Annotated in this window: 13 protein-coding genes and 2 pseudogenes; 4 read left to right on the top strand and 11 right to left on the bottom strand. The window is 70.0% G+C overall.

Features of this window, described 5'->3' with window-relative positions; translation table 11 throughout:
- The first annotated feature begins 724 nt into the window (after positions 1-724).
- Positions 725-1876: an FIST N-terminal domain-containing protein gene (locus tag AB0M45_RS26235; RefSeq protein ID WP_364334533.1), complete on the top strand. Its 1152-nt coding sequence runs from the start codon at positions 725-727 to the stop codon at positions 1874-1876.
- The gene (locus tag AB0M45_RS26230) at positions 1873-2622 is read left to right on the top strand and encodes a Mut7-C RNAse domain-containing protein (protein WP_364334530.1); all 750 of its coding nucleotides are present in this window, start codon (positions 1873-1875) and stop codon (positions 2620-2622) included. Before AB0M45_RS26235 ends, AB0M45_RS26230 begins: the two co-directional genes overlap by 4 nt.
- A 548-nt stretch (positions 2623-3170) precedes the next feature.
- Here AB0M45_RS26230 and AB0M45_RS26225 read toward each other — a convergent pair.
- From AB0M45_RS26225 to AB0M45_RS26210, 4 genes and pseudogenes are all read right to left on the bottom strand, one after another.
- Positions 3171-4283 (bottom strand): annotated as a pseudogene (locus AB0M45_RS26225) (alkane 1-monooxygenase); the annotation flags it as partial.
- Between the two features lie 155 nt (positions 4284-4438).
- A complete protein-coding gene (locus AB0M45_RS26220) occupies positions 4439-5218 on the bottom strand; it encodes an alpha/beta hydrolase (RefSeq protein ID WP_364334527.1) in 780 nt (259 codons plus the stop codon).
- Between the two features lie 88 nt (positions 5219-5306).
- Complete coding sequence (locus AB0M45_RS26215; protein WP_364334524.1) at positions 5307-5729, bottom strand: low affinity iron permease family protein; 423 nt, start codon at positions 5727-5729, stop codon at positions 5307-5309.
- A gap of 384 nt (positions 5730-6113) precedes the next feature.
- Positions 6114-6590, bottom strand: a complete 477-nt coding sequence (locus AB0M45_RS26210; RefSeq protein WP_364334521.1) for a hypothetical protein — start codon at positions 6588-6590, stop codon at positions 6114-6116.
- A gap of 219 nt (positions 6591-6809) precedes the next feature.
- Here AB0M45_RS26210 and AB0M45_RS26205 point away from each other — a divergent pair, with 219 nt between their 5' ends.
- Together AB0M45_RS26205 and AB0M45_RS26200 are read left to right on the top strand one after the other, a co-directional pair.
- A complete protein-coding gene (locus AB0M45_RS26205; RefSeq protein ID WP_364334518.1) occupies positions 6810-9428 on the top strand; it encodes a LuxR C-terminal-related transcriptional regulator in 2619 nt (872 codons plus the stop codon).
- Positions 9429-9481: 53 nt separating this feature from the next.
- Positions 9482-11137, top strand: a complete 1656-nt coding sequence (locus tag AB0M45_RS26200) for an alkaline phosphatase D family protein (protein ID WP_364334515.1) — start codon at positions 9482-9484, stop codon at positions 11135-11137.
- 39 nt (positions 11138-11176) lie between these two features.
- Here the strand turns inward: AB0M45_RS26200 and AB0M45_RS26195 are convergent, their stop codons facing one another.
- The 7 genes and pseudogenes from AB0M45_RS26195 to AB0M45_RS26165 form a co-directional block, all read right to left on the bottom strand.
- On the bottom strand, positions 11177-12304 hold the full coding sequence (locus AB0M45_RS26195) for a metallophosphoesterase (RefSeq protein ID WP_364334512.1): 1128 nt from the start codon (positions 12302-12304) through the stop codon (positions 11177-11179).
- A gap of 76 nt (positions 12305-12380) precedes the next feature.
- Positions 12381-13622, bottom strand: a complete 1242-nt coding sequence (gene trpB / locus AB0M45_RS26190) for a tryptophan synthase subunit beta (RefSeq protein WP_364334509.1) — start codon at positions 13620-13622, stop codon at positions 12381-12383.
- 167 nt (positions 13623-13789) lie between these two features.
- On the bottom strand, positions 13790-15013 hold the full coding sequence (locus AB0M45_RS26185; RefSeq protein ID WP_364334506.1) for a serine hydrolase: 1224 nt from the start codon (positions 15011-15013) through the stop codon (positions 13790-13792).
- Between the two features lie 47 nt (positions 15014-15060).
- Positions 15061-16545, bottom strand: a complete 1485-nt coding sequence (locus tag AB0M45_RS26180; RefSeq protein ID WP_364334503.1) for a protein kinase — start codon at positions 16543-16545, stop codon at positions 15061-15063.
- Between the two features lie 19 nt (positions 16546-16564).
- Positions 16565-18043 carry a serine/threonine-protein kinase gene (locus AB0M45_RS26175; protein ID WP_364334500.1) on the bottom strand — a complete coding sequence of 493 codons (1479 nt, stop codon included), beginning with the start codon at positions 18041-18043 and terminating at the stop codon, positions 16565-16567.
- A gap of 185 nt (positions 18044-18228) precedes the next feature.
- Positions 18229-19467, bottom strand: a complete 1239-nt coding sequence (locus AB0M45_RS26170) for a hypothetical protein (RefSeq protein WP_364334497.1) — start codon at positions 19465-19467, stop codon at positions 18229-18231.
- A 330-nt stretch (positions 19468-19797) separates the two neighbouring features.
- Positions 19798-20388 (bottom strand): annotated as a pseudogene (locus tag AB0M45_RS26165) (lytic transglycosylase); the annotation flags it as partial.

Raw genomic sequence — 20388 nt, 5'->3', positions numbered from 1 at the left:
CGGCTCCACCCGGTCCGGCGCGGGACTGACGACAGACTCCGTCCGACTGCGCCCACTCGGCAGCTGCCTCGCCTCCGCGGGCGTCGCGAGGGCGGAGGCGGACTCCGTCCCGCCGCGCGCATGAGGGGATTCGGTGTACCGCTCGCTCGAGTCCGCTTCCGCCGATGCGATGGCGGTCTTCAACTCGCCGACAATTCGGGAAGCATCGGCGATGAGCCCCTCCAGCGTCGACACCATCGCGCGGAGTTCGCCCGTATCGATCCGCGACGGCTCACTCACCGATGTCTCCTGCTTGTCGTTACACCGGTCAGGTCCCGTCGCGGTGCGCTGGCCCGTGCCGACACTCTGATCTCGGACTGCCGTTCAGCGGAGTGTGGTGCGTCTATCTTCGCTCGGAGCCGTCGAGCCTCCCTGGATTGGGAAGATCCGATTCGAGCGGGACGACGCACGCGCAGGCTCTGACAGCTACCGAGTCGCTAACCGGCCCTGCTTGCTCGATGGCAGTGCCCGGCGCAGCCTGAGCCGCGCACAGGGGCCCCTGCCGGCAGGGTGCGTCCGCGGGGTCGGCGGGCGCTCGCCGACACCGCTGTCTGCACCGGGGGGCTGGAATCGCCGCGGTGACCGCCCACGACGATCGCACAGCAGCATGCAGATCGGGGCTCGAAATGAAAAGCCATGCGCCGCAACGGAACACACTTTGCCGCAGGTTGGCTACGATGGAAGGGTGCGGATCGGTGTGGGGCTCTCCACCGCGCCCGAGGCGCGGCAGGCGGGCGTGGAGGCCGCGGCGCACGCACGCGATCAGCTCGCGGGCGAGGCCCCGGCGCTCGCCGTGCTGCTCGCGTCACGGGCGCATGCCGACGACGCCTCGGCCGTGCTGGCCGGTGTGCACCGCACGGTCCGGGTACCCGCACTGGTCGGATGCGTGGCGCAGGCGGTGGTCGCGGGCCGCCGCGAGATCGAGGACGAGCCCGCGGTGGCGGTGTGGCTGGCGTCCGGTCTGCCCGCCGAGACATTCCGGTTGGACTTCGTCCGCACCGCGACCGGCGGACTGCTCGCCGGCTATCGCTTCGACAAGGACGCACGCGACTTCCACCTGTTGCTGCCGGACCCGTACTCGTTCCCGGCCGATGCGTTGCTCGAGCACTTGAACGCCGATCTGCCCGGCACCGTCGTGATGGGCGGGCTGGTCAGCGGTGGGCAGTTCCCAGCGGGCAGCAGGCTGTTCCTCGACCGTGACGTGGTGACCTCCGGCGCGGTCGGTGTGCGGCTGCCCGGCCTGCGCGGAGTCCCGATCGTGTCGCAGGGCTGCCGGCCCATCGGGTACCCCTACATCGTCACCGCCGCGCAGGGCGATCTGGTCACCGAGCTCGGTGGCCGGCCGCCGATCGTGCGATTGCGCGAGATCGTCGACGTGCTGCCGCCCGATCAGCAGGAGCTGCTGGCCAACGGCTTGCAGATCGGCATCGTGGTCGACGAGCATCTGGCCGCGCCCGGGCAGGGCGATTTCCTGATCCGCGGCATCCTCGGCGCCGACCCGTCCAGCGGCGCGATCGAGATCGGCGAGGCCGTCGAGGTCGGCACGACCGTCCAGTTCCAGGTCCGTGACGCGGTCGGAGCCGACAAGGATCTGCGGGCGGCCCTGGCGCGGGCCAGCGCGGACCTGCCCGGGCGTGCGGCCGGTGCGTTGCTGTTCACGTGCAACGGACGCGGCCGGCGGATGTTCGGGGTCGCGGATCACGACGCCACGACGATCGAGGACTTGCTCGGCGGCATTCCGCTCGCGGGTTTCTTCGCCGCGGGCGAGATCGGTCCCATCGCGGGCCGCAACGCGCTGCATGGATTCACGGCATCGCTGGCGCTGTTCGTCGAATGAGCGTCGACATCCGCTTCTACGCCGAGTTGAACGACTTCCTCCGGCCCGATGAGCGATACACGGTGTTGCGCCGGCCGTTCCGGCCCCACCAGACGGTGAAGGACCTCATCGAGGCCGCGGGTATCCCACACACCGAGGTCGACCTGGTCCTGGTCGACGGGCAACCGGTGGACTTCGGCCATCACCCGCGGATCGGCGACCGTATCAGCGCGTATCCGGTCTTCGAAACCCTCGACATCGGCGGGGTGACGAGGGTGCGCCCCCACCCGCTGCGTGAGCCGCGTTTCGTCGCCGACGTCAATCTCGGCGGACTGGCCAAGCTGATGCGGTTGATGGGCCTGGACGTGCGCTGCCGATGGAATGCCGCGGATGCCGAGCTCGCCGAGGTGTCCGCCGCCGAGCACCGGATCCTGCTCACCCGCGACCGCGGACTGCTGAAGCGACGCAACGTCACTCACGGTGTGTACATCCGGTCCGACCAGCCGCTCGATCAGGTCGTCGAGGTGATCCGGCGGCTGGATCTGCTCGCGTCCCTGGCACCGTTCACCCGCTGCCTGCGCTGCGGCGGGCCGGTCGCCGAGGTGGCCAAAGCCGACGTCGAAGATCGGCTGCAACCGCTCACCCGCCGCTATTACGACACCTTCCGCCAGTGCCGCGACTGCGGGCGGATCTACTGGCCGGGCTCACACCACGCCCGCCTCAGCGCGACCGTGGAGAGGATCCGCGCCGCGCTGGACCACGCCTGACCGGTGCGGCGGGGCTCCTCAGTGGAAGCCCTCAGTTTCGGTGGCGCGCCTTTCCAGGTCTGTTCGCGATGTCATCCACGCCGATAGCGTCGCCGGCGGCGGCTTCCCTCACCGCTGGAAAGGAAGACCCGATGCATATCCACCTTCGTGCCGGAATGCTCGCCGGCGCAATCCTGCTGGCCCCCTTGGTCACAGCGGCACCGGCGTCGGCCGTCGGCATCCCACTGCAGCCGGCCGAACCCGTAGAACAGTCGGATCCGGTCGCCAGCCCGGGCTGCCCCGGCGGCGCACCGCATTGGGACTGCCTGCTGGCATCGCTGTCGGCGAGCGGTTCCAGCCGCTAGGACCCCGCGGGCGGACTTCGATTTTCCGTGGCCTGACCATTCACCGCCCGCCGGACCTCCGGTCGAATCGGTGGATGGGTCAGGAAGATCGCCGCGATGCCCGTTGGCTGGACCGTCCGACGCCGACTGCCTCTGGGCAGATCGGTGTCGGATCAGTGGGTGGCGAGCCCAGCGCCGGCCGAGGAGGGCGTGGTGACGTCTGGGCCGGGGTTCGGTGTTGGCGAGGGTGATGTCGCCGCCGTAGTGGGCCAGGACACGGTGGTCCATGACCGCGCGCCAGAGCGGAGGTACGGCGGCCAGCACGATCATGCTCGCGTAGCCGGCCGGCAGCTGGGGTGCTTGCTCCGAACTGCGCAGCGTCTGGTAGCGGCGGCCGGGATTCGCGTGATGGTCGCTGTGGCGTTGCAGATGGAACAGGAACAGGTTCGTGACGAGGCGGTCGCTGTTCCAGCTGTCGCGCGGTGAGCACCGTGCGTAGTGGCCGTTGGCACGGCGCCGGCGCAGTAATCCGTAGTGCTCGATGTAGTTCACCGTCTCCAGCAAACCGGCGCCGATCAGCGCCTGTAGCGCCAGGAACGGGATAACCACCGGTCCGAAGACCACGATCATCGCGCCGAACAGCGCCACGGTCATCGACCAGGCTTGCAGGAGGTGGTTGTCTCGGCTGAACCAGCGTTTCCCCTTGCGGGACAGGCGTTCCCGTTCCAGGGACAGCGCCGAGCGGAACCCACCGACCATGCTGCGCGGCAGGAACGCCCACAGCGACTCGCCGAGCCGCGCACTGGCCGGGTCTTCGGGTGTGGCGACACGGACGTGATGGCCGCGGTTGTGCTCGACGAAGAAGTGCCCGTATCCGGATTGCGCCAGTGCGATTTTCGCCAGCCAGCGTTCGAGATGCTCGGCGCGATGCCCCAGTTCGTGCGCGGCGTTGATGCCGATGCCGGAAACGAATCCCAAGGTCACGGCCAATCCCAGCTTGTCGGCCGGGCTCAACGCGGTGCCCGACCACAGGTACCCCGCGACGAACAGGCCGAGGAACTGGATCGGCAGGAAAAGATAGGTGCACCAACGGTAGTAACGGTCGCTGGATAGTGCCGCGTAGTCTTCCTCGCGCGGGTTGCTCCCGTCGTCTCCGACCGCCACGTCCAGCAGCGGAATCAGCACCAGCACGATGACCGGGCCGATCCACCAGAACACTTCCAATCCTGTGCGTGCCACCAACTGCGAAGGCAGTAGGGCACAGGCCGGGGCGATCAAACCCAGCATCCACAGATATCGCTTGGGGTCACGCGCCTGCGTATGCTCGAAGATCGTCATGGCCGTCTCGCTGGTCGGAATGGTGCGCTGAAACTTCGCTCAGGCGAATGCCTATTCCTCGCCGTACGCCCGCGATCCGTTACAGCCACCGGCTTCCGTCGCCGTGAGCACTGCCGCGCCGGAAATTCCACTGAGACGGCGCACTCTGGAATGAGCTAGGACGCCTCAGCTGCGGTGGTGTGCGTGGTGGCGAGAATGGTCCGAGCAACCAGCTCGGGGTCATCGATCATCGGCACGTGACCCACCCCGGGCAGGAGGGAGAAGACGGCCTCGGGCAACCGAGCTCGGGCTATCGCTCCATGGATCTGCGCGGGAAGGACCCGATCGTTCTCCGACCAGGCCACCGTGATCGGGCACGGCAGCGGATCGAAGGAGGCAATGTGTTCGTCGGTGCCGAGCAGGTCGGCGGTGACCGTGCATCCCAGCAGATCGTGTAAGACGGTCATGGCTTGCGCCGGTGTGATGCGATCGCCGTGCACCGCGATGTTGCGCAACGCCACTCGCCTGATCAGCGCACTGCGCAGTCCCAACGGTGCGAGAAATCCCAGCAGCCGGCCGGTGGCCGCCTCCCGGGCGATCCGACGGGTCGCGACCGACTGGCTCCTGCTGCCGGAATCCCAGAATCCCGCGGGCGACAGCGCGCAGACGGTCTCCGCGCGGCCGCGGCGAGCCAGTTCAATCGCCATCCAGCCACCCAGCGAATTGCCCGCGATGTGCGCGCGGCGCAAGCCCAGCGCGTCGAGCTGCCGCTCGATGTCGTCCACCAAGTGCTCGACCCGTGCCGGACGCCGTAGCGCAGGTGGTCCACCCCGATGGCCGACGGCGGTCGGGGTGATCACGTCGTGCCGCGCGGCCAGCAAAGGTGTGACGTCATCCCACACCCGCTCAGACATGGTGACACCGTGCAGAAGTACGAGCGGGGGTTTGCCGGCCATTGGCTTCCTTCGATTCGCAGGGATGACGAAGGGTGGATACCACAACCGAGTCAGCGGCGACAGCGGAAACCCCGACTCGGCCGAGGGGTCAGGCGGATCTGTCGTTGTGCACGAAACCGTGTTCCACGCAACGCTGCTCACCGCGACAGCTCACGGCCGCATCGGCGCTCAGTCCGACCTTGACGTCCGACAGCGCCTCGGCGAGAGCGTTGAGTTTGACCTGCATCGCGTAGGTGGCCCGGCTGTGCATGTTGTGCAGCAGCGCGACCAGCACGAACGTGACGATGGTCGTCGCGGTGGTGAGCAGCCGCGGCCAGCCGTCGACGTCGCGGCCGAACAGCAGACTCACCGCCGCGGTCAGCACCAGCCCGACGATCAGCACGAAGAACAGCCCCTTGGACACCACCGTGCCCGCCGCCGCGGCGACATCGTCGAACACCGAGGCCGGTCGCACCACCTCCCTGGGAATCATCACCACTCGCATCGCGGACTGCTTGGTATGGTTGCCCACCGCAGAACCCCTTCCCATCGCCACGCAGCGGTATCTCCGCACGTTTCGCACCCGCACCCACACCGCTGACCGACCGCGGCGATCGCCGCGCACCCGATCTCGCCTGCCGGGTTCCGGCAAGCGCCACAAGACATTCGGTGCCGCGCCGCGGCAGGCTGGGTCCGCACCCGCACCATCGTGCAGCGAGCGTGACAACTTATCTCGTACGCACCTGGGCAACTCGCCGGGTACGCCCAGAGCATGAGCGCACGACGCAGGACCTGAACGCGAATCCAGCGCCGCCCAACCAGTACGGCCTGAAGACCCGGCGAGGCGGGGGACCGACGTCGGACTCGACCTGCGCCGAGCCGACGTCGACCGCGTCCCCGCACCCTGCGTGCCCGGCTATTGGGGCGGTGCCGCTGGTGTTCGCCCGGTCAGGCCTTCGCGCCCGGTGCGGCCCTCCGCCCCGGCCGTGTCCGGCCTCCAGGTGGCGATCGCCCAGATCACCACGATGTTGAGGGCGATAACGAGGATGGACCAAGCCGGGTAGTACGGCAGCCACATGAAGTTCGCGATGATCGACAAGGCGGCCAGGCAGATCGCCGTAACCCGAGCCCAGGTGGCGCCGGTCATCAGACCCAGCGCGGCGATGATCAGCAGGATCCCGAGCACGATATGGATCCAGCCCCATGCCGTGGTGTCGAACTTGTAGACGTAGTCCGTGCCCACGATGTACAGCTGGTCCTCCGCGACGGCGGAAATGCCCTCGAAGACCGACAGCACACCGACGGTCAGCAGCAGAATCGCGGCCGCTATGGACGTGCCCGCCGCGATGCCACGGCGCACGGGGTGTTGTTCCGGTGCGGTCATATGCGTCATCGATCGCCCCTTTCTGGGAAGTAATGGACGCATGTCGAATCTCCACCACGCGCACCGTTCGGCACTTCACCCGTTTCGGGTGGCTCGAATGTCGCACACCCGTCCGGGATGAAATTTCAATAACGACCGCACACGATCGGATCGAGCGGACTTTCCGCCGGGTAAGTTCCGGGAGCTAGGCGCGGTAGTGATTTGTCAGCACACGGCCTGGGAGGCACGGTGACCACATCGCACGTCCCCGCTCTACGCCGCATCCCATCGGCAGCGGAAACAGCTGCCGAGATACCGGTGTTGGCCTTCGCGCCGATTCCGCGACCGGATCTGCTCGCCGCCGTAGACGCGGTCTCGAACGCCGGCAACGGGGGTGTGCTGCTGATCTGCGCACCCGCGGGGACCGGAAAGACCGTCCTGCTGGCCGACTGGGCCACCCGCCACACAGCGGGGGAACCGGACGTCGCGTGGCTGACCATCACCGATGAACTCGACGACCCGGCGTCGCTCTGGGCCGCGCTGCACACTCGATTCGGCATCGCCGCCGCCGAGCACGGCGGCCCGCCGACCGCAGGCGCGGCGGCGCTCGTCGACGCGCTCGCTTCGCGGGCGACGCCGACGGTAGTCGTCCTCGACGACGCTCATCTGATCGCCGATCCGCTCGCGCTCGCCGGCGTCGAATACTTCCTCCACCATGCGCCACGTACCGTCACGACGGTGCTGTGCGGCCGCTACGCTCCGCCGATCCGGTGGCATGTCCTCGATCTCCAGTCGCGCCTGACCCGCTGGAGCAGGAGCGACCTCGCCTTCACACCGGGCCAGATCGACGTGTTGTGTCGCGATCATGGCTGCGAGCTCACCGGCACCGAGCTGGACGCGCTCGGCGCGCTGACCCATGGCTGGGCGGCGCTGGTGCGCATCGCCGCCGCCCATCTGGCCGCACGTTCCGACGACCGGGCTGCAGCGCTCGCCATCCTCGCGCGACCACCGCGCGCCGTCGCGGATTTCCTGGCCGGCGAACTCGACGAGGGACTGTCGCCCGGGCTGCACCAATTCCTCACCTACACCAGCATCCCGGTGTCGTTCACCGAGCAACTCGCCGACGAACTCGTCGGCGGCGGCGCGGGACACTATCTCCACGAACTCGACCGGATCGATTTCCCGATCAGTGCCGATTCGCGTGGTGACGAGGTGTGGTACGCCTGTCACCCCATGGTGCGCGCCTATTTCCGCGGCGAGGCGCACCGGCTCGGGCCACAGCTGTGCGCGGACCTGCACGGCCAGTCGGCGCGTTGGCTGCGTTCCGCAGGACTGCCCGCGACCGCGCTACCCCATTTTCTCGCCGGTCCGGACCGGGAAAGCCTGTGCGAGTTCCTGTCCGACTCCGCCCTGCGGATCGTTCTCGACGGAGCCGGCGACACGTTGTTCGACGGGCTCGCCCAGTCGGCGCCCACCTTGCTCGACGACCCGTTCCTGTGGCTGGTGCGGGTTGTCGACGCGCTCGTGCGCGGCAGCACCGCCGCCGCGGTGGCGTGCCTGGACACGGCGATGGCACGCCGTGCCGGCAAGGTCTCCTTCGCCCCCGCCGAACGGGTGGACAGCCTCGCGCTGGCCGCGACGATCGACGTCGCGGCGACCACCGGGACCGCACTCGGTGAATTCCGGGATGAGATCGCGCCGACCGGGGACCCCGATCTCGACGCGTACACCGCGATTCAGATCGCCAGCGGGTTGGTCGCCAGCGGCGCGGTCGCGCGCGGCGAACAGTTGCTGCACGCGAGTCTGGTCTTGGCCGAGCATGCCGGGCGGCCGCGGTTGGTGCTGCGCGCGCTCACCCGGCTCGCGCTCGCCGCGAACGCCGTCGACGCCGCCACCGCGATGCGTGACCGCGCGGCCCACGCCATGACCATCGCCGGCGCGCACGGACTGCTGGAGTCCACCGACGCCGTCCAGGCGACCGCCGTCGCCGCCTACGGCGCCTACCTGCACGGCGAGACGCCCGATCCGGCCCAGGTGAGCACCCTCCTCGCCGAGCACGTCGAGCACGACGGGTCGTCCGGTCCGGTCGCCGGGTGGCACGGCCACGTGATCGGGCGGCTGCTCGACCTCGAGCGGACCGAGGAGCCGTCGGCCGCGGTCGAGGCGCTGCGCCGGAGCCTGCTCATGCTGGTGGAGCATCGGACCCTGCCATCGGCGACCGGCAGCCTGATCCTGCCGGTGATCTGGGCGCTGCTGCGCGTGCACGATCCCAGGACCGCGCAGCTGCTGGTCGAGCGAGCCCGCGGCATCGTCGGCGACCTGGCCGAGGTTCGCATGGCCGACGCCGCCCTGAGTGCCGCGGCCGATCGTCCCAAAGCGACCTGCGCCATCCTCGAACCCTTGCTCGACAACGCGATCGATCTGCGTCCGGTCAGCGCGATCACCGGATGGGTGCTGTACTCCTCGGCCCAGCACGAGGCCGGAGCGCCGGCCAAGGCCTTGACCGCACTGGAGAACGCGCTGAACGCCGCGGCGCCGCAGCGCCTCATCCGGCCGTTCCTCGACATTCCCGCCGCTGTTCCCCTGCTGGACAGCTATGCGGGCCGTTTCGGCCGGTCGGAGAGCTTTGCCGCCGGGATCCGGCGGCACCCCGCGGTACACCGCAGGTCGGCCTACCCGGCGCTGACGCGCACCGAGATGACTGTGCTCAAGCAGTTGCCGTCCGGCCGCACCGCCCAGCAGATCGCCGCCGACCTCGGTGTCTCGGTCAACACGGTGAAAACGCACTTGCGCGGTATCTACGGCAAATTGGGGTCGAATTCCCGGGTCGACGCGCTCGAGCACGCCCGTCGCGGCGGACTGCTGTGACCCGCACCGGCTTCGGGTCCCTCTCGTGACCGGGAGGAGCCGTACGCTGATGTATGGCCCTCTCTCGTCGGGAAGTGTTACGAGCAGGCGCCGCGGGATCGGTCGCGGTGCTGGTGGGAACGGCTGCGGCTAGCAGTGCCCGGTTCCCCGCGCCGCGCTGGCCGGGTGATCCCTTCGCACTGGGCGTCGCGTCCGGGGATCCCGAACCCGACAGTGTGGTGCTGTGGACGCGACTGGCGCCGGACCCGCTGGCGCCCGACGGGCTCGGCGGCATGCCGCTGGATCCGGTCACCGTCGAGTACGAAGTCGCCCACGACGAACACTTCCGGCAGGTGGTGGCCCGCGGAACGGCGCTCGCCACCCGTGCGCTCGCCCACAGCGTGCATCCGGAGGTACATGGGCTGGCGCCGGATCGCTGGTACTTCTACCGGTTCCGGGCCGGCTCGGCCATATCCCCGGTCGGGCGCACGCGCACCGCCCCGCCGCCGGGCCGGCCGTTCGCACGGCTGCGCTTCGCGTTCGCCTCGTGCCAGTCGTGGAGTTCGGGCTACTACACCGCCTATGAACACCTGAGCCGGGAAGACCTGGACCTGGTCGTGCATCTGGGCGACTACATCTATGAGCGGGCCTGGGTGCGCGGACGCGCGGGCCTCGCCGTGAGTCCGGACTTCCGCGACGAAGCCGTCGATCTCCCGGGCTACCGGCTGCGGTACGCGCTGTACAAGGCCGAGGAACCGTTGCGTGCCGCGCACGCCGCGTTCCCGTGGCTGGTCACCATGGACGACCACGAGGTGGATAACAACTGGGCGGCCGGCACGCCCGGCATCGGGCTCGACATCTGGCGCGTCCCCGCCCTGTTCCGCCGCCGCCGTGCCGCCGCCTTCCAGGCCATGTACGAGCACCAGCCACTGCGCAGCACCGCACTGCCGTCCGGGCAGGGCATGCGCCTGCACCGCCGCTTCCGGTTCGGTGATCTCGCGGAGATCACTATGCTCGACACCCGGCAGTACCGTACTGCGCAGGCGTGCGACGGCGCCGTGGTCGGCGACTGCGCTGACCGGTTCTCCCCCGGCCGCACCATGCTGGGTGCGGAGCAACGGGATTGGTTGATCGACGGCTTCACCCGTTCGCCGGCCCGCTGGCAGATCATCGGCAACCAGGTGGGGATGAGCCAGAACGACACCGACCCGGGTCCTGAGGTCAGGGTGTCCACCGACTCCTGGGACGGCTACGTCGCCGATCGCAACGCCGTACTCGGTGCCGCCGCGGACCGCGGTGCGGGCAATCTGGTGGTGATCACCGGCGACCGGCACGAGAACCATGCCGCCGATCTGCGGCGCGACTACACCGACCCCCGATCACCGGTGGTGGCGGCGGAATTCACCGGAACCTCGATCACGAGCAACGGCGACGGCGCCGACCTCACCGCCAAAGGCCGCCTGCTGCTCGCGGCGAACCCCGACCTCAAGTTCTTCAACGCGCAGCGCGGGTATGTCCGCGTTGAACTCGATCATCACCTCTGGCGCAACGACTTCCGTGTGGTGCCCTATGTCCGCCGTCCCGGCGCGCCGATCCACACCCGCGCCAGTTACGTCGTCCAGGATGGGATTGCGGGCGTCACCGAAGCGTGGAGTCCGGGCAGTCCGGTCTCGCCCCTGCCCGAGCCCGATGCCACCAGCGAGGCGGAAGGCACCCGCGGCAGCCGCTGACCGGGCCGGCACGCTGCCCGCATGTCCCGGCGAATCCAGCTACTGCGGACGCAGGACCAGCACGGTGATTTCGCTCGGTGCGAAGACTCGCAGTTGCGGCCCCCAGAAGCCGGTTCCCCGGCTGGTGTAGAGCTGGGTGCCGCCGTGGCGGCTCAGTCCCGCGACGACGGGCTGGTCGAGCCGAACGAGATAGTGGAACGGCCAGATCTGGCCGCCGTGGGTGTGGCCGGAGATCTGGAGTGCCACACCGGCGGCCGCGGCGTCGGTGATCTGCTTGGGTTGGTGGGCGAGCAGGACGACCGGCGCGCCCGGGTCCGCACCCGCGAGCGCGGCGGGAAGGTCCGGGCCATGACCGGCCAGGCCGACGCCCGTCGGGTCGTCGATGCCCGCGATCACCAGTTGATCGTCGCCGCGGCGCACCGTCACGTGCTGATTGTGCAGCGGTTGCCAGCCCAGGGACCCCATGTGGTCGATCCAGCCTTGCGCGTCGCCGAAGTACTCGTGGTTGCCGGTGATGTAGAACCGGCCGAGCTCGGCCTCGACCTTGCCGAGTGGATCGACCTGCGCGTGACGCTTCGCCACCGAGCCGTCCGCGAGATCACCGGCGTGGCAGGCGATATCGGGACGTTGCGCGTTGACCACGTCGACCACGCGTTCAGACCAGCGCAATCGGTCGAGCGCGGCGAAATGGGTGTCGGTGACGACCACCAAGCGCAGACCGTCCAGCGCGGGCCCGAGTCCGGGGATGGATACCTCCATGGCGCGGACCCGCGGCACCCGCCGCGCTTCGACCACACCCCACACCGCGAGCACGGCCGCCGCGGCCAGCACGCCCGCCGCGACGATCCGGGAGCGGGCCGGATCGCCGACCCCGGCGACGGCGAGCCCGAGACGCGCGAGGTTGCCGAGCACCGACCAGCTGAATACCACCCACATCACGCCGAGCAGCGTGTCGCCGACGATCGAGGCGGCATCCGACTGCGCGGGCCCATGGCCGAGATACATCGACGCGGGCAGGCAGGCGAACGCCACCGCGAACAGTGCCGAGCCGAGCCAGAACAGCGAGCCGGTCCCCTGGGTGGGCGCCGCCACCAAGGTCCACCACGGCAGCAGGAACAGCACGGCGGGAATCGCCAGGAACAGGACCAGGCGGGATGCATACTTCAAGAGGGCTCGTCCTCGTGCGCGGGTGTAGCGCGCGGTCCCTCCCCCGCGCCATGAACGCCTCCGACGATAGCAGCGGTTATGCCACGCCGAGGCGATCGGCGGCGACGGCGAGATCCTTGTCACCGCGGCCGGACAGGCACAGCACGATGACGGAGCCGTCGGGAACCTCGCCGCGGTCGGCCATCTCCAGCAGATGCCCGACGGCGTGCGCCGATTCGAGCGCGGCGAGGATGCCTTCGGTGTGACTGAGCGCCTGCATCCCGCGCAGCGCGACGGCGTCGGTGGCCGCGCGATAGCTCACCCGGCCACTGTCTTTCAGATGGCTGAGTTCGGGGCCGACGCCCGGATAGTCGAGTCCGGCCGCGATGCTGTGGGTCCGCGCGATCTGGCCGTCCTCGTCTTGCAGCAGGTAACTGTAGGAGCCGTCGATCTCACCGGGGCTGCCCATGCTCAGCGTCGCCGCGTGCGCGCCGGTGTCGACCCCGAGCCCGGCCGCCTCGACGCCGATCAACCGCACCTGCGGGTCGTCGGTGAACGGGTGGAAGACACCGATGGCGTTGCTGCCGCCACCGACGCAGGCGAGGACGTAATCGGGCAGTCTGCCTTCGACGCGCGCGATCTGGTGTCTGGTCTCCGCACCGATCACGGTCTGGAAATCCCGCACGATCCGCGGGTACGGCGCGGGCCCGGCCGCGGTGCCGAACAGGTAGTGGGTGGTGTCCAGGTTGGCCACCCAGTCGCGGACCGACTCGCTGATGGCGTCCTTGAGCCGGCGGGATCCGCTGTCGACCGGCCGAACCTCGGCGCCGAGCAGACTCATCCGAATTACATTCGACGCCTGGCGCCGCATGTCGTCGGTCCCCATGTAGACCACACAGGTCAGCCCGAGCATCGCGCACACCGTCGCCACGGCCACGCCGTGCTGGCCCGCGCCGGTCTCGGCGACGATCCGTCTCTTGCCCATCCGCCGGGCCAGCAGCGCCTGCCCGAGCGCGTTGTTGATCTTGTGAGCGCCGGTGTGGGCCATGTCCTCGCGCTTGAGATACACCCGCACGCCCGGCACACCCAGCAGCTCGGCGAACCGCCGCACCTGATGCAGCAGCGTGGGCCGGCCGACACGGTCGCGCAGCAGTTCCCGGTATTCCGCCACGAAACTCGAATCGGCTTGCGCGAGACGGTAGGCCGCTTCGAGATCCAGCAACGCGGCCATCAGTCCTTCGGGCACGAATCTGCCGCCGAAAACGCCGAATCGTCCGCGCTCATCGGGAAACACCTCGTGCCGGAACCCGCTCGCCGCCACGTCGTGATCAATCCTCATCAACACCAACGCTTTCACCGCCACAGAGCCGACGGGTCAGTCTGTTCCGCTCGCACTAGCGCAACCCCACGGGTTGGCAACAAGCGAGTTAACAGACTAGATCTGTCGGATGGCCGAGGTCTTCTCACGGGTGGAGGCGATCGAGACCCCTGTGCGGGTAGCGCGCGCTACTGGTCGGCGGGCACCGTGGCGGAGATCTGCGCGACCAGCTGCCACGGCCGCTTGGTGTCGGTGGTCGCCTTGCCGCTGGTGAGGATCGCTCCGGACAGCCCGCGAGCCGGATCCGCCCAGCCGTACTGGGTGGTCAATCCGCTGCGCCCGAAGTGCGCTCCGGTGTCGCGGCCGAACTTCGACCTGCGCCCGCCGAGTTCGAAACCCGCTCGGCTGACCCGTCCGGCCACGCCCGGTATCCACCGGGCCGGTCGCACCGCCTCCTGCAATGTCTCCGGCAGGATGATCCGGCGACCGTCCGGCGCGCCGCGGGTGAGAATCTCGTAGAACCGCGAAAGTTCGGACGCGGTGGTGATCAGATTGCCCGAGGGCAGCTCGGCGGTGAGGAAGGCGTCGGTCGCCGAGCGAGACGCGCGGTCCATACGTCCACCGATCGCCTTGCCGGCCAGATAGGTCGCCACCCGCGGCGGGGGTGGACCGATCTTGACGCTCGGCACCACCTTGTCCACGTCCTCGGGACGCACGCCGAAGCTGGTCCAGCGGAACCCGAACGGCTCGAGCACCTGTTCGGACAGATGCTCCCGCAGGCGCTTTCCAGTCGCCCGCCGCACCAGCAGACGCAGGATCAGTCCGCTGGTCAACGCGTGGTACACGCGGAAGCGGCCCGGCTTCCAGCTCGGGACAAGATCGGCCAGCGCGCGCACGGCCAGGTCCTCGTCGAGCACCAGGTCGACGCCCTGGTAGGGCGGCGTGACGAAGGGAATCCCAGCGGAGTGCGACAGCACGTCACCGATCGTGATGGCGGCCTTGCCATTCGCCGCGAACTCGGGGATGTAGTCGGACACCGGATCGTCCAGGCCGAACGCGCCCTGTTCGATGAGCATGAACATCAGCGCACCGGCGACGCCCTTGGCCGTCGAGAAACCGCAGAACGGCGTGTCCGGCGTGGCGAGCACTTCGACCGCGTCCGGCCCGTCGCCGGGCGCGTTGCCCCAGCCATGCCCGATGGTCCGGTTCAACGCGATCCTGCCGTTGCGGCGCAGGCACACCTGGATGGCCGGGGTCGTGCCCAGGCGGTACCACGCACGCACCGACTCCCACACCGCTTCGACGTCCGCGCGGCTGAGCCCGGTGTCCGCGGGATCGTCCTCGGGGCCACGGGTCGTCACGGCGTCCAGGTCCTGGGCGATAGCCACCGATCCGGCCGTTAGTGCGCTCACCCGGCCAGCTTATCGGCCGCGAGCCGGTGCCGCCGGTGCGTGATGGCTCACAGCGGCGCCGATTGCCACCACTGGTCGAACAGCTCCTGGCCGGTGTGGTGATCCCAGGAGACGTCGAGGACGGTCCAGGCCCGGGCGGGGTCCTCGAAGCCGACCGTGAGCAGGCCCGTATTGCCGCCCGGGTAATGACTCCAGCGCACTCGCCCGGATCCGGATGTCCTGCGCCAGGTGTCCTGGCGCGTGGTGTCGTTGCCGATGTTGGTCTCGAAGGTCGAGTCGCGCCGGGGGTCGCCGCGCCGGAAGGACCATACGTACCAATGGATTCCGTTGTCCTGTCGGCATTCGAGCGCTGGGGCACCACCGTTGTTGACCACGTTGATGTCGGTGCAGCGCGCGCCTTGATAGCCCACGCCTTGCGGAGCCGCCGGGAGCAGTCCGGGGAACAGCGCGACGAGCTCGGCATTGCGGCCCCAGGCGGGTGCGGCCGCGGTGGTGCTCGGGGGCGCGGAGGGCGGCCGGGAAGCGGATAGCGTTGCGCTGCTGGGGATTCCCTTCCCCGTCACAGTGCTCCCTCGCACGGTGAGGGCAACGGCGAGCGCGGTGACCAGCAGCAGCACTCCGGCCGCCGCCACCAGCAGGCGAGGAGCCAGACGTGTGGGCGGCGCGGGCTCGGGTATGCCGGCGGGTTCCCGGCGCGGCGGGGCGAGCGCCCCGGCCGCGGCGGCGGCCAATGTCCCGCAACTGTTGTAGCGGTCGGCGGGACGCTTCGCCATCGCGGTGGCGATGACGGCGTCGATCTCGGCGGGCAGCGCCGGATCGGCCGCCGAGGGCCGTGGCGGCGGTTCGGCCAGGTGCGCCCGCAGCACCGCCGCGGGCGTGCTGCGCACGAAAGGCATAGTGCCGGTGAGCATCTGGTAGAGCGTGGCGCCCAGTGCGTACACATCGCAGCGGTGGTCGAGCGGCTCGGCCCTGATCTGTTCGGGCGCGACGTAGCCGAGCGTGGCGATCAGCGCTCCGGCCGCGGTCAGTCCGGTGGTGTCCTCGCGGCTGCGCGCGATACCGAAATCGGTGACGAACACCTGGTCGCGACCGTCGTCGCCGGGCGCGACCAGGAGATTCGCCGGTTTGACGTCCCGGTGCAGCAGGCCGCGCCGGTGGGCGGCGTCGAGCCCGTCCGCGGCCTGGGTGAGGATCTCCACCACCCGGCTCGGCGCCAGCGCCTTCCCCGCGATCAACCACGCCACGTCCGAGCCAGCCACGTAGCGCATCGACATCCACAGCTGCCCGTCCTCGCTGCCGCGGTCGTAGATCTCCACGATGTTCGGATGATCCAGTCGCGCCGCCAGTTCGGCTTCACGCTGGAACCGGGCGCGGAATTCGGGGTCCGCGCCCGCGGACACGTCGAGCACCTTCAGCGCCACCGAGCGCGGCAGCCGTGGATGGCGCGCCAGGTACACCGTTCCCATGCCGCCGGCGCCGAGCGTGCGCTCGATCCGATATCCGGCGAAGACCGACCCCGCGCGCAACGCCATACCCGTCCCGTTCCTCGGCTCAGATCGGCGCGCCGATCCACCATCTGTCGTACACATCCTGGCCGCCGTTCCCGCCGGACGCGCTGACCGTGCAGAAATTGCGGTGTGGATCGGTGAAGGCCACGTCGAGCAGGCCGAAGCCGGCGAGGTTGTCGGTGGCCCACCGGACCGTGCCGCTGCCCGACGGCCGCGTCCATGGCTGTTCGCGCAGGTCGGTGCGGCCGAGCGTCTCGGACGTATAGGTCACCGGACGACGGGACGGGTCACAGCGGATATTGACGTTGATCCCGTCGTCGGTGGCGGCCGGGCAGTGCAGCCACGCGCCGCGGTCGTTGAGTGCGCAGCGCATCCCTTGGTAGCCGAGGCCTTCGGGGTCGGCCGGAAGCAGGTTCGGGAACGCGTCGACGATGTAGGCGGCGGCTCCCCACGCGGACGCCGCCCTCGTGGTGGTCACCCGGCCGGTCGCGGACGGTGGCGAGCCGGTCGACGACGCGGCGGCGACCGGCTGTCCGATTCGTTCGCCGGTACGGACGAGGACCACGGCGAGCGCCGCGATCACGACGACAGCGACCATCCCCGCGATGAACGCCAGAAGCCCGCTCCGCGGTCGCGATGGCGGGTCCTGCCGAAATACCGTGGCGGCTGGGAGATTCGGTGGTGACTCCAGTGCGCGCAGCGCCGCGGCCGCCATTTCGTCGCAGCCGGCGTATCGCGACGCCGGATTCTTCGCCATCGCCCGGGCGACCACCTCGTCGATCGCCTGCGGCAGCGTCGGGTTCGCCTGCGATGGTCGCGGCGGTGGTTCGTAGAGATGCGCCTGCAAGGTCGCCGCGGGCGGGCGACGACCGAAAGGGACGGTGCCGGTGAGCATTTCGTAGAGGGTGCAGCCGAGGGAGTAGATGTCGGCGCGGTGGTCGAGCGGCGCGCCGGTCAGCTGCTCGGGTGCGGCGTAGGCGAAGCTGGCCAGCACCGATCCCGTTGTGGTCAGTGTCGCGGTGGCGTCCAGGGATCGGGCGATCCCGAAGTCGGTGATGCGGACCGCGTCCGAGCCGTCGTCGGCCGTCGAGACCAGAATGTTCGCCGGTTTCACGTCGCGGTGCAGCAGTCCGCTGCGATGCGCCGCGTCCAGCCCACGGGCCGCCGCGGCGACGATCCGCACCGCCCGCTGAGTGGGCAGCACGGCGGGGCCGCGGCGCACCAATTCGGCCGCGTCGAGACCGTCGACGTACCGCATGGCGATCCAGAGCAGCTCGCCTTCGGCGCCCCGGTCGTAGATGGAGACGACGTTCGGATGTTCGAGCCGGGCAGCGAGTTCGGCCTCCCGCTCGAACCGCGCGCGGAACTCGGCGTCGGCACCGAGTTCCGGATCGAGGATTTTCACCGCGTCCCTGCGTGGTAATCGCGGATGCTCGGCGAGATACACCGCGCCCATCCCGCCCGCGCCTATCCGGCGCACGATGCGATAACCGGCGAAGATGTCGCCAGGCTGCACGGACACGACGCGCCCTCCTCCCTGAGGGAGCAGAATACCGGGCGCAAGTCGTCCGCAGGCCCAGGCTATGCATACCTCGCAGCCGCGCCTGTCCCCTCGTATGGCGCAGGCTCGATGCGAAGAGCCGATACCCCGTCACCCCATGAGCGCCCCGCGGTGGTCGCTCGATCAGGGTGGGTTTCCGGCTCGGCTCAGCCGCCCTGGAGCGAGCGTTCCTTCAGCTTCCAGTGGTTGTCCCACCATGCCTGCACGACCGTCGAGTCGGCGTCCCAGGGCGGGGGTGGGGACTCGCCGGGGAAGAGGAAAGTGCCGTTGGGTGCACCGGCGGCAGCCGGAGCATGTTCGGGTGCCGTCGTCGTCGGGTGCGGCCTGTGTGTCGGGGGCTGCCCCGGGAAGGGCTGCCCCGGCAGTAGGTCGGGAGGCATGGGCGGGGGCGGCTCGACGGGTCGTTGGGCCTCGGCTGACACAGGAGGCGGCATGGGTGGCACAGATGGTTCGGGATATGGAAGCGTCGTCGTCACGGGCATGGGATCGACCGCGGGAGGCTGGGCCGCCGGGATCGGGATGACCGGCTGGGCCTCCGGCATGGGCTCCTGCGCGGGAACCGGGTCCGCCGCGGGGCCGCGAATCTCGGTGTTCGCCGGTCGGTCCTCGGGCGCCTGCACGACCGCGACAGCGGCTCCGCCGGCCAATGCGGCGATGGCCGCCGCGACCAGGATCGCTCGCCCCGTATGACGCCGCCCAGCCGGAACCATTGCCGCTGGAACGCTGCGGAAGGGGGCGGCTGCCACCAACGCGGCGCCGTACGCGACCGCGTTGGCGAAGTGGGGCGCGATGATCACCGGCGCGGCGAGCCCGAGTCGCACCGCGGACACCACATCCGGCTTCCCCGCCGACGTGCCGCACAGTAGGACGGCGTCGGGCCGCAATCCGGCCGCTTCCAGCTCCGGCCGGATCCGGTCGATCGCCTCGCCCGCGGTATCGGCGTCGACGACGCCGGACGACCAGGAGTCCGAGGCCAGGATCTCGGCGCGCCGCGGTCCGACCACCAGGTACGCCGTGTGGAAGCCGACGACCTCCAGCACCAGCAGGGTGCCGTACTCGGCCAGGCCCGGTACGTCGTCGAGTAACGCGAGCAGCGCCGTTTTGGCCGACACGAGCGACGACGAATGCCAGGATGCCGTCGATAGGTGCGACACGATCGCCCGACGCTCGGGAACCGTGCGGTACGCGACGGCGACGTCGTCGATCTCGATGCCGGCGTCCGCGCCCGTCAACGCCTCGAGGGTGTCGGCGACCGACGTGGCGGTCGAGTGCTCGACCGGCTGTTCGGCCTCCCGCAGCACGGTCGGCGGCGCACCTTGCCGCACCGAGAGCACGACCCCGCGCACCACGGTCTGCTCCGCTGATATTCCGACTGTGGCCCTCATGAGTTCACCTCGAATCGAACGCTCTTAATAGAGGTTCGTTACGGAGTTAGCCAACGATTGGCCCAGTTGCCCCGCGGACTACCAATGGGGGCGGTCGCAGAGTGCTCGGCCACCTGACAGGCACACGCGAGCGATGCCACGACAGCAGGTGGGCATACGGCACCACGACAGCCGCGGGCGGGGTGGAGAGCACCGACGGAACGCCGTAGGTGCGGTCGTCCCAGTCGGCCAGCGTGACGGGCCTTCGGGGCGAACGGGTGCTCGGCGCCGTCGAAGTTGCGCCGCACCTCTTGCTTCCCGACCAGCGGGCAGGTGCGCACCTTGGTTCGATTACTCCGCCGGTGCAGGTGGCGGTCCGGGGAGGGGGATGACGATGCCGAAGGGCAGGGTGATGCCGGGCGGAGGGGCGGGGGCCGGTGCGGGTTCGGTGGCCGGTTCGGGCTGGGGCTCGGTCGCCGGTTCGGGGTTGGTGGCGGCTTCGGGGTTATCGCCGGGCGCGGCCTCGGGGCCGGGTGCGCCCGGCGCGGCATGGGCGGGTGCACCAGGTGCGGCATGGGTGGGTGCGCCAGGTGCGCCGGGTGCGGCTGCGCCGGGTGCGGGTGCGCCATGTGCGCCCGGTGCCGGGCCGGGCCCGGGTGTACCGGGCGCCGGAGCGGTGCCCGGTGCGGGGCAACCAGCGGCCTGCCCCACACCAGGCACGGGCTGACCGCCGGTCCCGGCGTTCGGGTCACCGGGGCGGTGAGCAGCCTCCGGATCGACCGGGCCGGGTAATGGCCCGGCCCCCAGCCCGGGCGCGGCACCGGCAGGGTCGGCCGCGGCCAGCGGGCCCGGCAACACACCCGGCAACCCCACCCGCGGCATCGGCGCCGGAACCGGCTGCACCACACACCCATCCACCACCGGCGGCGACGGAGGCGGCGG

This window comes from Nocardia sp. NPDC051787 (assembly GCF_040681325.1).
Classification (GTDB): Bacteria; Actinomycetota; Actinomycetes; order Mycobacteriales; family Mycobacteriaceae; genus Nocardia.
Note: the sequence above shows the minus strand (reverse complement) of the source record. Positions and strands in the feature narration are given on the sequence as shown.